A 14,786-nucleotide genomic window follows, 5' to 3' on the forward strand; every position below is an offset into this window, starting at 1 on the left:
ACGACAGCCGCCGGCCCGGGTACCGCGGCTCTACCTCGGCGGACCGGGGCTCTACCTCGCGGTACCGGGGCTCTACCTCGGGACGGTCAGTCGCGGGGCTCGCGCGCGGTGAGCACGACGGGGCCGTCCTCGGTGATCGCGACGGTGTGCTCGCTGTGCGCGCCGCGCGACCCGTCGGCGGAGCGGAGGGTCCAGCCGTCGGGGTCGGTGTAGATCTCGTCGGTGGTCTCGAGGAACCAGGGCTCGATCGCGATGACGAGGCCCGGCTTGAGCGGGAACCCGCGCTTGCGGCGGCCGTCGTTCGGGATGTGGGGCTCGCCGTGCATGGTGCGGCCGACGCCGTGCCCGCCGAAGTCGGTGTTCACCGAGTAGCCCGCGGCGTGCGCGACGTCGGCGATGGCGGCGGAGATGTCGCCGACCTTCTTGCCCGGCTGCGCGGCGGCGATGCCCGCCTCGAGCGCGCGCTCGGTCGTCTGGATGAGCCGGGCGTCCGCCTCGCCGAGCGCGCCCGCGCGCGGCGTGCCGACGACGAACGACAGCGCCGAGTCCGCGACCCACCCGTCGACCGAGGCGGCGAAGTCGATGCTCAGCAGGTCGCCGTCGCGCAGCGCGTAGTCGTGGGGGAGGCCGTGCAGCACGGCGTCGTTCACGGACGTGCAGATCACCTTGCCGAACGGGCTCGCGCCGAACGACGGGTGGTAGTCGATGTAGCAGGACTCGGCCCCGCGGTCGCGGATCATCCGGTGCGCGACCTCGTCGAGCTCGAGCAGGTTCGTCCCGACCTTCGTGGCGGCGCGCACCGTGGTGAGGACGTCGGCGACGAACCGTCCGGCGGGCCGCATCTGCTCGATCTCCCGCGGGGTCCTCAGCTCGATCATCGTGGTCCTTCCGGTTCGCAGGTGGTGGTGCCCGACGACGGCACGGCGGGCTCGTACGTACCGAGCGGTGCCGAGGGGCGGGCCCGACCACGATATCGGTCCCGGCGAGGGCAAGCGCTTGCATCGATCTGCTCACGATGCGGCACGGCGCCTCGCCAGGGTCCGTCCCGGCGTGGCAGCATCACCCGTCGTGGCAGGTATCGACGACGTCGCCCAGGCCGCCGGGGTGTCCACGGCGACCGTCTCGCGCGCCCTGCGCGGCCTGCCGAACGTCTCCGAGGCGACGCGCCTGCGGGTGCTCGCGGAGGCGGCGCGGCTCGGGTACGTGCCCACGCCGTCGGCGTCGTCCCTGGCCACGGGGCGGACCCGGACGATCGGCGTGCTGACCCCGTGGGTGAACCGGTGGTTCTTCGCCAACGTGATCGAGGGCGCCGAGCGCGCCCTGCGCGACCTCGGCTACGACGTGCTGCTCTACACGTTCGACGTCCGGCGCACGTCGTCGCGCCGCCGGGTCGACCCGAGCGTGCTGCGCCACCGCGTGGACGGGACGCTCGTCGTCGGGCTGCCGCTGGACGACGACGAGGTGCGCTCGCTCGTCGGGCTGGCGCGCCCGCTGGCGTTCGTGGGGTCCGGGCCGGCGGAGCAGGTGACGGTGCGGCTCGACGACGTCGCGACCGGGCGCGCGGCGACGCGCCACCTGCTCGACCTCGGGCACCGGGTGATCGGGCACGTGACCGGGGTGCCGGACCTCGTGTCGTCGTGGTCCCCGCCCGTGGAGCGCGCGCGGGGGTACGTGCGCGCGCTCGAGGAGGCGGGCGTCGTCGTGCAGCCGGACCTGGAGGTGAACGGCGACTTCGACGTCGCGGGCGGCCGCGAGTCGACCGCGGAGCTGCTGCGCCGCCGCCCGGACGTGACCGCGGTGTTCGCGGCGTCGGACGAGATGGCGATGGGCGCGATCCTCGCGGCGCGCGACCTCGGCCGGCGGGTGCCGGAGGACCTGTCCGTCGTGGGCGTGGACGGCCACGACCTCGGCGAGCTCGTCGGCCTGACCACGATCGCGCAGGACGCCTACCAGCAGGGCTTCGACGCGGCGCTCCTGCTGCTCGACATGATCAACGGTGCCCCGGTGCCCGAGAGCCTGACGTACCCGACGGAGCTCATCCGGCGCGGTTCGACGGCGCCGCTCCCCCCGGGCGCGTAGGGCCGGCCGCGACCCCTGCCCACACCGGGACGCCCTGCGGGCGCACGGTGTGGGAGCGCGGCCAGCCTTCCGGGCCCCGAGAGAGCGCGCACCCGCCGCGCGTGACGGAATCGTTACGCAAACTCACCTCCGCTGTGCTTGCACCCCGGGGATGCAACCGCTTGCATGGTGGGAGGGCGAGAGCGCACCCGCGCTCGCGACGTCGCGATGCGCCCGGTCCTCACCGGACCGGGGTGACGGCGTCCGGACCCACGACGAGGTGGAGGCTGAGATGACCAGGACCACGAGGACCAGCGCGGCGCGTCGCCGCACGCTGGCGGTCGCCGCCGGCGGCGCGAGCCTCGCGCTCGTGCTCGGGGCGTGCAGCAGCGGGGGCGGCGGCGGGGGCGACGACGAGTCGCCCAGCGCCGAGGTGGACTGCGCCGACTTCGAGCAGTACGGCGACCTGTCCGGCAAGACCGTCACGGTCTACTCGACGATCGTCGACACCGAGGCCGAGCAGCAGCAGGCGTCGTACGAGCCGTTCGAGGAGTGCACCGGCGCGACGATCGAGTACGAGGGCTCCAAGGAGTTCGAGGCCCAGCTCCCCGTCCGCATCCAGTCGGGCAGCGCGCCCGACATCGCGTACCTGCCGCAGCCCGGCCTCCTGCGCCGCATCGTCGCGGACTTCCCCGACGCGATCCAGCCGGTCGGCGACCAGGCCGCGGCCAACGTCGACCAGTACTACACGGAGTCCTGGAAGGAGTACGGCACCGTCGACGGCACGCTGTACGCGACGCCGCTCGGCGCGAACGTGAAGTCGTTCGTCTGGTACTCGCCGTCCATGTTCGAGGAGGCGGGCTACGAGGTCCCGACGACGTGGGACGAGCTCATGGAGCTCTCCGACCAGATCGTCGCCGACAACCCGGAGGGCGACGTCAAGCCCTGGTGCGCCGGCATCGCGTCCGGCGAGGCGACCGGCTGGCCGGCCACCGACTGGATGGAGGACGTCGTCCTGCGCACGGCGGGCCCCGAGGTCTACGACCAGTGGGTCAACCACGAGATCCCGTTCAACGACCCGCAGATCGCCACGGCCCTCGCCACGGTCGGCGACGTGCTGAAGAACGAGGACTACGTCAACGGCGGCCTGGGCGACGTGAGCAGCATCGCGACGACCGAGTTCACCGAGGGCGGGTACCCGATCATCGACGGCCTGTGCTACATGCACCGCCAGGCCACGTTCTACCAGGCGAACTGGACGACCCTCGACCCCGACCTCGAGGTCGCCGAGGACGGCGACGTGTGGGCGTTCTACCTGCCGGGCGAGTCGGCCGACGACAAGCCGCTGCTCGGCGGCGGCGAGTTCGTCGCGGCGTTCAACGACCGTCCCGAGGTCCAGGCCTTCCACGCGTACCTGTCGAGCCCCGAGTGGTCCAACGCCAAGGCGAGCGTGACCCCGCAGGGTTGGATCAGCGCCAACAACGGCCTCGACCCCGAGCTGCTGCAGTCGCCGATGGACCAGCAGGCGTACGAGCTGCTCACGGACGAGAGCTACACGTTCCGCTTCGACGGCTCGGACATGATGCCCGCCGCCGTCGGCGCCGGCTCGTTCTGGTCCGAGATGACCGAGTGGATCGCGAGCGACAAGTCCGACCAGGCCGTGCTCGACGCCATCGAGGCGTCCTGGCCGACGTCCTGACCCGCGAGCGGCCCGGGGGCTGACGGCGCGGCGCGAGCCACGTCGTCGGGCCCCGGGCCCGCGCGTCGACCCGGGGGCGGGTCGCCCCTGGCAGGACCCGGGCGGCCCGCCCTCGCCGACCGTCCCTCGTCGTCCACCTCGTCCTCCCGGCCGCCGCCGGCCACCTCAGGAGCCTCACATGGACTGGTTGCTCGAACCCTCCGGGACGGGGGGCAAGCTCGCGGTGATGGTCGTCGCGATCCTGCTCTTCGTCGTCGTCATGGGTCTGATCCTCTTCCTCGTCGACCGGCCGAAGCGCGTGCCCGGCTGGGTCGTCGCGATCGCGTTCGCCGGGCCCGCGGTCGTCATGCTCGCGTTCGGCCTGCTGTACCCAGGGCTGCGCACCATCCGCGACTCGTTCTACAACCGCACGGGCTCCGCGTTCGTCGGGCTCGACAACTACGTCACCGCGTTCACGCGGGACGAGTTCCAGATCGTCCTGCGCAACACGGCGATCTGGGTCATCGTCGTCCCGCTCGTCTCGACGTTCCTCGGGCTGGTGTACGCGGTCGTCGTCGACCGGTCCCGCTTCGAGAAGCTCGCGAAGACCCTGATCTTCCTGCCCATGGCGATCTCCATGGTCGGCGCGGGCATCATCTGGAAGTTCATGTACGAGTACAAGCCGGCCAGCCAGCCGCAGATCGGCCTGTTCAACCAGGTCCTCGTGTGGCTCGGGCTGGAGCCGCAGCAGTTCCTGCTCAGCGCGCCGGCGAACACGTTCTTCCTCATCCTCGTGATGATCTGGATCCAGGCCGGGTTCGCCATGACGATCCTCGCCGCCGCGATCCGCGCCATCCCGGACGACATCGTCGAGGCGGCCCGGCTCGACGGCGTCGGCGGCATGCGGATGTTCCGCTACATCACCGTGCCGAGCATCCGCCCGGCCCTCGTGGTCGTCCTCACGACGATCGCCATCGGCACGCTCAAGGTCTTCGACATCGTCCGCACGATGACGGGCGGCCGGTTCGAGACGTCGGTCGTGGCGAACGAGTTCTACACGCAGGCGCTGCGCCAGGGCGAGCAGGGCCTGGGCGCCGCGCTCGCCGTCATCCTCTTCGTGCTCGTCATCCCGATCATCGTGTACAACGTGCGGCAGCTGAAGCAGGCGGAGGAGATCCGATGAGCACCCCACTGTCCGCCTCCGTGCCCGACGCCCCGCTCGTCGACGAGACCGTCGAGGAGGGCAGCGGCAAGGGCGTCGTCGCCGGCCTGGACGCGCGCGCCGACAAGGTGCGCCGCAAGGTCTCGTCCCGGCCGGCGTCGATCATCGCGATCGTGCTCGCCGTCCTGTGGACGATCCCGACGTTCGGGCTCCTCGTCACGTCGTTCCGGCCGCCGCGCGAGATCCGCCGGTCGGGGTGGTGGGAGGCGTTCGCGAACCCCGAGTTCACGGTCGACAACTACACGGACGCGCTGTTCGGCGGCTCGACGAGCTTCGCGACCTACTTCGTCAACTCCCTCGTCATCACGCTGCCCGCGGTGATCATCCCGATCACGCTCGCGTCGCTCGCCGCGTACGCGTTCGCGTGGGTGAACTTCAAGGGCCGCAACCTGCTGTTCGTCGCGGTCTTCGCGCTCCAGATCGTGCCCATCCAGGTCACGCTCGTCCCGCTGCTCACGCAGTACGTGGACTGGGGGATCGACGGCTCGTTCTGGCCCGTGTGGCTGTCGCACTCGATCTTCGCGCTGCCGCTCGCGATCTTCCTGCTGCACAACTTCATGAAGGACATCCCGCGCGAGCTCGTCGAGGCCGCCCGGGTCGACGGTGCGGGGCACGTGAAGATCTTCTTCCAGGTCCTCATGCCGCTCCTCGTCCCCGCCATCGCGGCGTTCGGCATCTTCCAGTTCCTCTGGGTATGGAACGACCTGCTCGTCGCGCTGACGTTCGCGTCCGGCCAGGACACCGCACCGATCACGGTGCGGCTCGCCGAGCTGTCCGGCTCGCGCGGCGCGAGCTGGCACCTGCTCCCGGCGGGCGCGTTCATCTCCATGGTCGTGCCCGTGGTCGTGTTCCTCGCGCTCCAGCGGTACTTCGTGCGCGGCCTGCTCGCCGGCTCGGTCAAGGGCTGACGCCGGCCGCGGCGAGACGGTGGCGGCGGCCCGTCCCGCAGGCGGGCGGGCCGCCGTCGCACGACCGGCGTGCGACGTCTCCGGGCGGGCGCGGTCGTAGAGTCGGTCGGTGCCCACCCGAACCGCCGCCCTCGACCGCGTCCCGGCACCGGCCCTGTTCGTCGTCTCGGGCCTCACGCAGTACCTGGGCGCGGCGATCGCCGTCGGGCTGTTCGCCGTCGCCGGGGCGGTCGAGGTGGGCTGGCTGCGCATCGCGGCCTCCGCGCTGCTCCTGGTGGCCTGGCGCCGCCCGTGGCGGCGGCGCTGGACGCGGCACGACCTCGCGTGGGCCGCGGTCTTCGGGGTCGCGCTCGCGGCGATGAACCTCGCGTTCTACGTCGCGATCGACCACCTCCCGCTCGGCACCGCCGTCGCGATCGAGTTCCTCGGCCCGGTCGCGGTCGCGGCGGTCACGGGCAGCGGCTGGCGCGAGCGCGGCGCCATCGCGGTCGCGGCGGCCGGGGTCGTGCTGCTCGCCGGCGTGACGGTCGGGTCCGACCTCCCGCACGACGACGCCGTGCTCGGCCTCGCGGCGATCGCCGTCGCCGCCGCGTGCTGGGCCGCGTACATCGTGCTCGGCCGCCGGGTCGCCGTCGGGGGCTCGGGCGTCACGTCGCTCGCGGTCGGGATGGCCGTGGGCGCGCTCGCGTTCGCGCCGTTCCTCGCGCCGGACGCCGTCCCGGTGCTCGGCGACTGGCGGCACGCCCTGGCAGTCGCGGGGATCGCGCTGTTCTCGTCCGCCGTGCCCTACGCGCTCGAGCAGGTGATCCTGCGCCGCGTCAGCGCGGCGACGTTCTCGGTGCTCCTCGCGCTGCTCCCGGCGACGGCGGCCGTCGTGGGCGCCGTCGTGCTCCGGCAGGTCCCGAGCCCCCTGGAGCTGGTCGGCCTCGTGCTCGTCTCCGGGGCGATCGCCATGACCGCCGCGCGCCCGGGCGCGAGCGGGCGCGGAGAGCCGGACGACGTGCTGCCGACCGACCCCCCGCCCGCCTGAGCGGACCGGGGCCTCAGAGGTACTGGCCGGGCGAGGGGCGTCCGTCGTGCTCGTCCGGGCGCGGCTGCTGCCCCGGCATCCCGCCGGGCGCACCGTGGCCCATGGGCGGCAGCGAGCCGGGCGGCAGAGCCCGGCGCATCTGCGAGAGCTGCGCCTGCGCGGCCATCTGCTGCGCGACGAGCGCCGTCTGGATGCCGTGGAACAGCCCCTCGAGCCAGCCCACGAGCTGCGCCTGCGCGACCCGGAGCTCCGCGTCCGTCGGGACGCTGTCGTCCGAGAACGGCAGCGTGATGCGGTGCAGCTCGTCGACGAGGTCTGGCGAGAGGCCCTCCTCGAGCTCCGTGAGGGACCGCTCGTGGATCTCCGCGAGCCGCGAGCGCGCCGCCTCGTCGAGCGGGGCGTCGCGCACCTCGTCGAGGAGCTTCTTGATCATGCCGCCGATGCGCATGACCTTGGCCGGCTCCTCGATGACGGTCGCCGGGTTGCGGTCGGGGTCGGTCGAGTCGTCGCTCTCGACGACGCTCACCCCCGTGCCGTCAGGCATGACCACGGTGGAACGGCCGGGCTCGTCGTCGCCCTGCGCGGTCGCCGCAGGGTCGGGAGCGGTGGGCTCGTCGGGACGGGGGTCGCGCGGTTCGTCAGCCATGGGTCCAGTCTTGCGCGTGCCACCCCCGCGCGCACCGACGAGCGCGACCCGCCGTCACGGGACGAGCAGCACCTTGCCGAACACCTCGCCCGAGTCGAGCAGCTCGTGCGCGCGCGCCGCCTCGTCGAGCGGCAGGCGCGCGTGCACGACCGGCCGCACCCGCCCGTCTTCCACCAGCGGCCAGACGTGCGTCAGCACCTCGTGCACGATGCGCGCCTTCTCCTGCGGCGGGCGGGCCCGCAGCGTCGTGCCGGCCACCGTGGCACGCCGGGCGAGGAGGAGGCCGAGGTCGAGCTCCGCGCGTCGTCCCTTCTGCATGCCGATGACGACGAGGCGACCGCCCGTGGCGAGGACCTCGAGGTTGCGCGGCAGGTAGGCGGCCCCGACGACGTCCAGCACCACGTCCGCGCCGTGGCCGCCCGACGCGTCCCGCACCGCGGCGACGAAGTCCTCCTCGCGGTGGTCGACGGCGAGGCTCGCCCCGAGCGCCAGGCACCGGTCGGCGCGGCCGCGACCGCCCGCGGTCACCGCGACGTGCGCCCCCAGCGCCGCGCCCAGCTGGACGCCCACCGTCCCGACGCCGCCCGAGCCGCCGTGCACGAGCAGCCACTCGCCGGGCGCCAGGCGGCCCACGTCGACCACGTTGCTCCAGACCGTGCACACCGCCTCGGGGAGGGCGGCCGCGTCCACGAGGTCGACCCCCTCGGGGACGGGGAGCACCTGCGTCGCGCGCACCCGCACCTGCTCCGCGTAGCCGCCGCCGTCGAGCAGCGCGACCACCCGGTCGCCGACCGACCAGCCCGACACAGCGTCCCCGACGCGGGCCACCGTGCCCGAGACCTCGAGGCCCGGCCAGTCGGGTGCGCCGGGCGGGGGAGGGTAGGATCCAGCGCGTTGTAGCAGGTCAGCACGGTTCACGCCAGCGGAAGCGACGTCGACCACGAGCTCGTCCGGCCCAGGGGTCTGGTCAGGGAGCGTGGAAACCGTTAGTTTCTCAGGGCCACCGGGGCCCGATATCGTGACGCCTCGCATCTCGCCGAGACTACGCGGACGGCCCCGGAGGCGCCGGATCACCGACGGGGGCACCGCGTGACGAGGGCGATTGTTCGTGCTCCTCGCGGATTAGGTGTCCGGGGGAAGTGCACCGATAGTTAGTACGCACGACCGGGGAGCGAGCCCGGGAGGCGCCGCTGCCACGCGCGTCGACCATGCCGCCGAACGGGTGGACCAGGTGATGGAGGCAGGTTCGTATGCTCCGCAGGTTGAGCGTCCGCGGGAAGATCCTTGCGGCACTCGCGGTGCCCGTCCTCGTCCTCTTCGCCGCCGCGGCGATCATCTCGGCCCAGGCCATCGGGACCGCGCGCGACGCGAGCCAGACGAGCGCGCTCGTCGCGGCGCTCGCGGCGCAGGACGCGGCCGGGACGGAGATCGCGGCCGAGCGCACGTACTCGTTCCTCGACGCCAACAGCACGCGCGACACGGCCGAGGAGGCCGAGGCGCAGATGATGGCGCAGCGCGAGAAGACCGACCGCGCGCTCGACGCGCGCGACCGCGCGTACGAGCGGCTCAACACCTCCGCGCTCGACCCCCGCGTGCGCAAGGCCGTGGCCGACACGATCGGTGACCGGTCTGAGCTCGTGGGTGTCCGCCAGGCGATCGACCGGTCCGGTCTCGGCCAGCTGCAGCGCAACTCGATGTACAGCGACCTCATCGACGCGGCGCTGGACGTGCCGCGCACGCTCGCGGACACCACTCCCGACCGCAGCCTCGCGCAGTACCTCGACACCTACGTGCTCCTCGACGAGCTGCTCGCCCAGCAGGCGCTCGAGCAGCCGCTGGCTGGAGCGGTGCTGCAGGCCGCGCAGGCGGGCCAGCAGAACACCGTCACCAACCAGCAGGCCGCCGTCCTCGTCACCACCGGAGACACGCTCGCCGCCCGCGCGCGCGCCGCGGTCCGCCAGCTGCCCGGGGAGTTCCGCCTCGAGACGCCGACGGCGACCTACAACCAGATCCGGCAGAACCTCATCGGGTCGCGCCCGGCAGCCACCCCGCCCAGCCAGGCGGCGCAGTGGCCGACGCTCTCGCAGGAGGACCGCGACCAGACCGCCCCCGTGCGCGACGCGGTGCGCACCGAGACCGCGGAGAAGGCCTCGGACCTCGCGGGGGCCGCCACGACGCGCGCCGTAATCACCATCCTCGTGACGCTCGCCGCGGTCGTCGCCTCGATCCTCGTGGCCGGCCTCATCGCGCGTGCGATCGTCAACCCGCTGCGGCGCCTCACCGACGCCGCCGAGGACGTCCGTGACCAGCTCCCCAAGCTCGTCGAGCAGGTCGCCGTGCCTGGCCAGGGTCCGGGCATCGACCTCGCGCCGATCACCGTCGAGTCCAGCGACGAGGTCGGCCAGCTCGCCACCGCGTTCAACGACGTGAACCAGACGACGATCAAGGTCGCCCGCGAGCAGGCCGCGCTGCGTGGCTCGATCGCCGAGATGTTCGTCAACGTGGCCCGCCGCGACCAGGTGCTCCTCAACCGCCAGCTCGCGTTCCTCGACGACCTCGAGCGCTCCGAGGAGGACGCGGGCACGCTGTCCAACCTCTTCCGCCTCGACCACCTCGCGACCCGGATGCGCCGCAACGCAGAGTCGCTGCTCGTGCTCGCCGGCATCGACTCGGGCCGTCGGGTGCGCCAGCCGATGCCGGCCTCCGACGTGATCCGTACCGCGTCCTCCGAGATCGAGCTGTACGACCGCGTGCGCCTCAACCTCGTCGTCGACCCGCTCATGCTGGGGCACAACGCGCTCAACGCGGCGCACCTGCTCGCCGAGCTCCTCGAGAACGCCACGATGTTCTCCGAGCCGCACACGCCCGTCGAGGTCACCACCGGCCGCGACGCGGACTTCGTGCACATCACCGTCCGGGACCACGGTCTGGGCATGACGGCCGAGGAGATCGCGGAGGCGAACCGGAAGGTCGCGACGCACGCGGCCTCGGACGTCGTCGGCGCCCAGCGCCTGGGCCTGTTCGTGGTCGGCCGCCTCTCGGAGCGGCTCGGAGCCAAGGTCCGCTTCAGCGCCGGTGGCGACGAGCAGGGCACCGAGGTCGTCGTGTCCTTCCCGGCCGTCCTCTTCGTGCCCGACTCGAACGTCCCGCTCCCGCAGCCGACGGACCCGTTGGAGACGAGCACCCAGGCCGCCGCGCAGCAGCTCACGAGCACGGGCGTGATGCCGGCCCTCCCCGCCGAGCCCGCCGCTCCCGCACCCGTCCCGACGGCGTCCGTCGCGGCCGTGGAGCCCGAGGCGCCCGCCGCCGTGCCGGTCGACCTCGACGCGCTCACCGACGGCACCACGCAGACGGGCATGCCGCGCCGTCGCTCCCGCACGGTCGACCCGGCGGCGGCCGCGCCCAGCGCGTCGTTCGCGTCGGGCCCGCAGACGGGCGCCATCGTGCTCCCGCCGCTCGCGACCCCGGCCCTGCCGGACGAGCTGCCCGCCGCGGACGAGGCCTGGACTCCGCCCGCGGAGGTGGCTCCCGCCGCGTCCGCGCTCCCGAGCCGGTCGCGTGCCGCCGCGACCCCGGTCGAGCCCGTCTCGGCCGAGATCCCGGTGCTCGATGTCAGCACCCGCAGCGCGCTCTTCTCGAGCTTCCGTCCCGTGGGCGAGCGGCCGGTCACCGAGAACCCGGTCGAGCTGCCGGTCGCGCCGGACGTCACGGCGACCGACATCCCGCTGGTGAGCGACGTGCCGACGGCCGAGGCCGCCGTCCACCACGAGGTCGTCTGGACCCCGCCGGAGGTCGCGGAGCAGCCGGCCGCCCCGAGCGCGGCCACGGGCACGGAGCAGGCCTGGGCACCCGAGCAGGGCTGGGCCCCGGAGCAGCCCGCCGAGCAGACGTGGACCCCGGAGCAGCCCGCCGAGCAGACGTGGACCCCGGAGCAGCCCGCCGAGCAGGCCTGGGAGCCCGAGCCTGCGCAGGAGACCGCGTCCGCGGGCTGGGCGCCGTCGTCGTTCGCCGAGGAGCCGCTCGACGCGACCCGCGTCGTCCCGCCCGTGGCGGCGCAGCCGGAGCAGCCCGCGGCCGAGCGCGCGCCGCTCGCCGACCGGAGCCGGGCCGCGGCCGACGCGACCGAGGTCCGGCCCGTGGCGCCCTCCGCCCCGGAGCAGACGGACGTCCCGGTCGTGGCCGAGGGACGTGCCGCGGACGGCGCCGAGGAGATCCCCGCCGAGCTCTCGTTCGAGGCGCTTCCCCGCTTCGAGGAGCTCATGGCCGACCTCCCGACGCGCCGCTCGCTGCGCGAGAGCCAGGCGCGCAAGCGCGGTCTCTTCGGGCGTCGTCCGCGGACGACCGCCACGCCGCAGGCGACGCGACCCGCCGGCCCCTCGGCCGAGGCGCTCGCCTCGCGCCCGGCCGCGTCGACGCCGGCACCGGCGGCGGCCGCACCCGCGGCGTCGAACCCGGTGGCACCTGCGCCCGCGGCGCCCGCCCCGGTCCAGGCGGCCCCGGCCGCGCGGCAGGGGCCGGGCGCGCCGGCGCGCACGTCCGCGTTCGCGCCGCGCGCCGACCTCCCTGCTGCGCCCACGCCGTCCTTCGCCCCCGAGGCGCCGGCGGCCCCGGTGCAGGAGACGCGGAGCCTCCCCCCGGTCCAGGACGACCCGTACCCCGCGGCCCGGCCGTCCGTGCCCGAGCCGGCGGACTCCGCCGCCGCGTGGGACGCCGCTCCCGCCAGGGACGCGGCGTCGGGCTACGGTCCGCCGAGCCCGCTCGCCCGACGCCCGGTCGCGGAGTCCCTCGAGCCGCTGGACGCGGGCTACGTCTCCGACTCGGTCGAGGCGCGGTCGGACTGGATGGCGTCGGCGGTGCTGTACGAGGAGATGTCCACCCTGCTGCAGGGCAGCACCGATTTCCAGGAAGCGACCTTGGCGGACCCGAACGACGGCATCTACCAGCCGCTCAAGGTCGACGCCGCGGCGTCGGGCCTCGCGCGACGCTCGCGCGGCGAGGAGCGCGACGGGTACGTCGACCGCTTCACGGCGCGGATCGACCGCGACCCGGAGCAGCTGCGGGCGCGTCTGTCGGCGTTCCAGTCGGCGACCGCCCGCGGGCGCGTCGAGGGGCAGGACGAGACGAGTTCGACGTGGAACCCCGAGGCCATGGATTATGTCCCTGATTCAGCGCCGCAGGCGCGGTGACGACATGCCGTCTGCGGCAACTGACGAGGAGGAACAGTGAACGCGCTCAGCACCGAGGCCACGAACTTCGGGTGGCTGCTCGACAACTTCGTGCGGACCGTACCGGGCAGCCGGCACACGCTCGTGGTGTCGGCGGACGGCCTGCTCATGGCGATGTCCGACCAGCTCGACCGGACGAGCGGTGACCAGCTCGCCGCGATCGTCTCGGGCATGTCGAGCCTGACCCGCGGTGCGGCCCGCCAGCTCAACGGCGGGAACGTCCGGCAGGCCATCATCGAGATGGACAACGGGTTCCTGTTCCTCATGAACGTGTCGAACGGCTCCGTCCTGGGCGTGGTGGCCGAGGCGAACTGCGACATCGGCCTCATCGGCTACGAGATGGCGCTCCTCGTCTCGCGCACGGAGGCGACCCTGACGCCGCAGCTCATCTCGGAGATGCGGGGTAGCCTTCCGGTCGACGGTGCGACCCGAACCCCGGTGGGATGAGGACTGATCGATGACGAACGTACCTTTCGGCAGCATGGGAGCCCACGACGGGTACGAGGCGGCGACCGTCCGCCCGTACGCGGTGACGGGTGGTCGCGTGCGGTCCGCCACGTCCGACCTCCCGCTCGAGGCGCTCGTCGAGGTCATGCCGGGTGCCGTGAACAGCTTCGGGCTGCCGCCCGAGAAGCGCTCGATCCTCCAGCACGCCGCGCACACGTACGTCTCGATCGCCGAGCTCTCCGCGCTCCTGCGCCTGCCGCTCGGCGTGACGAAGGTGCTCGTCGCGGACCTGCAGGAGGACAACTACATCACCGTCCACACGTCGACCCCGCTCAACGTCCACACGGGTCACGGCAGCAACCACTCGGGTCTGTCCCTGAGCGTCTTGGAGAGTGTTCTCAATGGCATTTCCACCCTCTGACGGCTCGGGGAGCGGGCCGCAGGCAGGGCAGCCGTCCGGGGCGAGCGGGGGTGCGCCCGGCGGTCAGCCGGCGCTGCGCCAGACGGCGTGGGCTCCGGTGAGCGCACCCGTCGGCGTGCCGACCCAGGCGGCTCCGGCGACGCCCGGCCAGCCCGCGGCACCGCAGCAGCCGGCCGCCGCCCAGCCCGTCGCTCCGGCGGCACCGCAGCCCGCCGCGCCGGTGGCCACGCAGCCCGCGACGGCTCCGGCCGCACCGCAGCCGGTCGCTCCGGCTGCCGCGCAGCCGTCCCCGGCCGCCGCGCAGCCTGCGTCGGCTCCCGTCGCGCAGGCCGCGGCCCAGCCGCGCACCGCGCCGCAGCCCCTGGCCGCCGCGCAGCCCGTGGCTCCCGCCCAGCAGGCGCCCGCTCAGCCGGTCGCCCCGGTGCAGCAGGCGGCCCCCGCGCGCCCGGTCGCGGCAGCGCCCGCGGCTCCGCCCGCTGCGGCGGCGCAGCCCGGTGGTGCCGCAGCGGCGTCCCGGACCGCGCCGACGGTCGTGAAGATCGTCGTCGCGGGCGGCTTCGCCGTCGGCAAGACGACGTTCATCGGCTCGATCTCGGACGTGGAGCCGCTCAACACCGAGGCCGCCATGACGGAGCACTCGGTGGGCGTCGACGACGCGGGCGGCGTGTCCGACCGCAAGACGACGACGACCGTCGCGATGGACTTCGGCCGCGTCTCGCTGCCGGGCAACCTGTGGCTCTACCTGTTCGGCACGCCGGGCCAGGACCGCTTCCTCTTCATGTGGGACGACCTGGTCCGCGGCGCGATCGGCGCCGTCGTGCTCGTCGACACCGACCGCCTGGAGCAGTGCTTCCCGGCGATCGACTACTTCGAGTCGCGCAACATCCCGTTCGTCGTGGGCGTCAACTGCTTCGACGGCGTCGCCAAGCACAAGCTCGAGGACGTCCGCGAGGCGCTGCAGATCCCGCCGCACGTGCCGATGCTCTACACGGACGCGCGCTCGCGCGCGGCGACGAAGCAGACGCTCATCGCGCTCGTCCAGCTCGCGATGCGCCAGCTCCGCGGCGCGGCCTGACCGCTCCCGCACCCCGCGCCACGCACGACGGCGGGCCGCCCTCCACGGGTCGGCCCGCCGTCGTCGTGCAGGGGCG

The 14,786-nt window shown here is 73.8% G+C and carries 12 protein-coding genes; 9 read left to right on the forward strand and 3 right to left on the reverse strand.

Annotation, left to right across the window (positions count from 1 at the left end):
* Positions 1-86: 86 nt before the first annotated feature.
* Entirely contained in the window at positions 87-878 is a 792-nt protein-coding gene (gene map / locus E1O70_RS07475) for a type I methionyl aminopeptidase (protein WP_021482979.1), read from the reverse strand.
* 172 nt (positions 879-1,050) lie between these two features.
* Between map and E1O70_RS07480 the strand changes: the two genes are divergently transcribed.
* The 5 genes from E1O70_RS07480 to E1O70_RS07500 all read left to right on the forward strand — a co-directional run bounded on the left by E1O70_RS07480 (position 1,051) and on the right by E1O70_RS07500 (position 6,896).
* On the forward strand, positions 1,051-2,079 hold the full coding sequence (locus E1O70_RS07480) for a LacI family DNA-binding transcriptional regulator (protein ID WP_240696633.1): 1,029 nt from the start codon (positions 1,051-1,053) through the stop codon (positions 2,077-2,079).
* Positions 2,080-2,350: 271 nt separating this feature from the next.
* A complete protein-coding gene (locus E1O70_RS07485) occupies positions 2,351-3,757 on the forward strand; it encodes an ABC transporter substrate-binding protein (RefSeq protein ID WP_061267207.1) in 1,407 nt (468 codons plus the stop codon).
* Between the two features lie 178 nt (positions 3,758-3,935).
* On the forward strand, positions 3,936-4,919 hold the full coding sequence (locus E1O70_RS07490) for a carbohydrate ABC transporter permease (RefSeq protein ID WP_034652574.1): 984 nt from the start codon (positions 3,936-3,938) through the stop codon (positions 4,917-4,919).
* On the forward strand, positions 4,916-5,866 hold the full coding sequence (locus E1O70_RS07495) for a carbohydrate ABC transporter permease (RefSeq protein WP_021483010.1): 951 nt from the start codon (positions 4,916-4,918) through the stop codon (positions 5,864-5,866). Before E1O70_RS07490 ends, E1O70_RS07495 begins: the two co-directional genes overlap by 4 nt.
* A 109-nt stretch (positions 5,867-5,975) precedes the next feature.
* Entirely contained in the window at positions 5,976-6,896 is a 921-nt protein-coding gene (locus E1O70_RS07500) for an EamA family transporter (RefSeq protein WP_061267206.1), read from the forward strand.
* Positions 6,897-6,909: 13 nt separating this feature from the next.
* Here E1O70_RS07500 and E1O70_RS07505 read toward each other — a convergent pair whose 3' ends face one another.
* Complete coding sequence (locus tag E1O70_RS07505) at positions 6,910-7,542, reverse strand: bacterial proteasome activator family protein (RefSeq protein ID WP_034652579.1); 633 nt, start codon at positions 7,540-7,542, stop codon at positions 6,910-6,912.
* A 54-nt stretch (positions 7,543-7,596) separates the two neighbouring features.
* Positions 7,597-8,574: an NAD(P)H-quinone oxidoreductase gene (locus tag E1O70_RS07510; protein ID WP_128957634.1), complete on the reverse strand. Its 978-nt coding sequence runs from the start codon at positions 8,572-8,574 to the stop codon at positions 7,597-7,599.
* A gap of 230 nt (positions 8,575-8,804) precedes the next feature.
* Here E1O70_RS07510 and E1O70_RS07515 point away from each other — a divergent pair, with 230 nt between their 5' ends.
* The 4 genes from E1O70_RS07515 (at position 8,805) to E1O70_RS07530 (ending at position 14,710) form a co-directional block, all read left to right on the forward strand.
* Complete coding sequence (locus tag E1O70_RS07515; protein WP_167496851.1) at positions 8,805-12,728, forward strand: sensor histidine kinase; 3,924 nt, start codon at positions 8,805-8,807, stop codon at positions 12,726-12,728.
* Positions 12,729-12,764: 36 nt separating this feature from the next.
* Complete coding sequence (locus E1O70_RS07520; RefSeq protein WP_021483502.1) at positions 12,765-13,214, forward strand: roadblock/LC7 domain-containing protein; 450 nt, start codon at positions 12,765-12,767, stop codon at positions 13,212-13,214.
* Between the two features lie 10 nt (positions 13,215-13,224).
* On the forward strand, positions 13,225-13,635 hold the full coding sequence (locus E1O70_RS07525; RefSeq protein ID WP_021483501.1) for a DUF742 domain-containing protein: 411 nt from the start codon (positions 13,225-13,227) through the stop codon (positions 13,633-13,635).
* A 421-nt stretch (positions 13,636-14,056) separates the two neighbouring features.
* Entirely contained in the window at positions 14,057-14,710 is a 654-nt protein-coding gene (locus E1O70_RS07530) for a GTP-binding protein (protein ID WP_061267205.1), read from the forward strand.
* Positions 14,711-14,786: the final 76 nt, after the last annotated feature.

It is taken from the genome of Cellulosimicrobium funkei (assembly GCF_004519295.1).
Lineage (GTDB): Bacteria > Actinomycetota > Actinomycetes > Actinomycetales > Cellulomonadaceae > Cellulosimicrobium > Cellulosimicrobium funkei.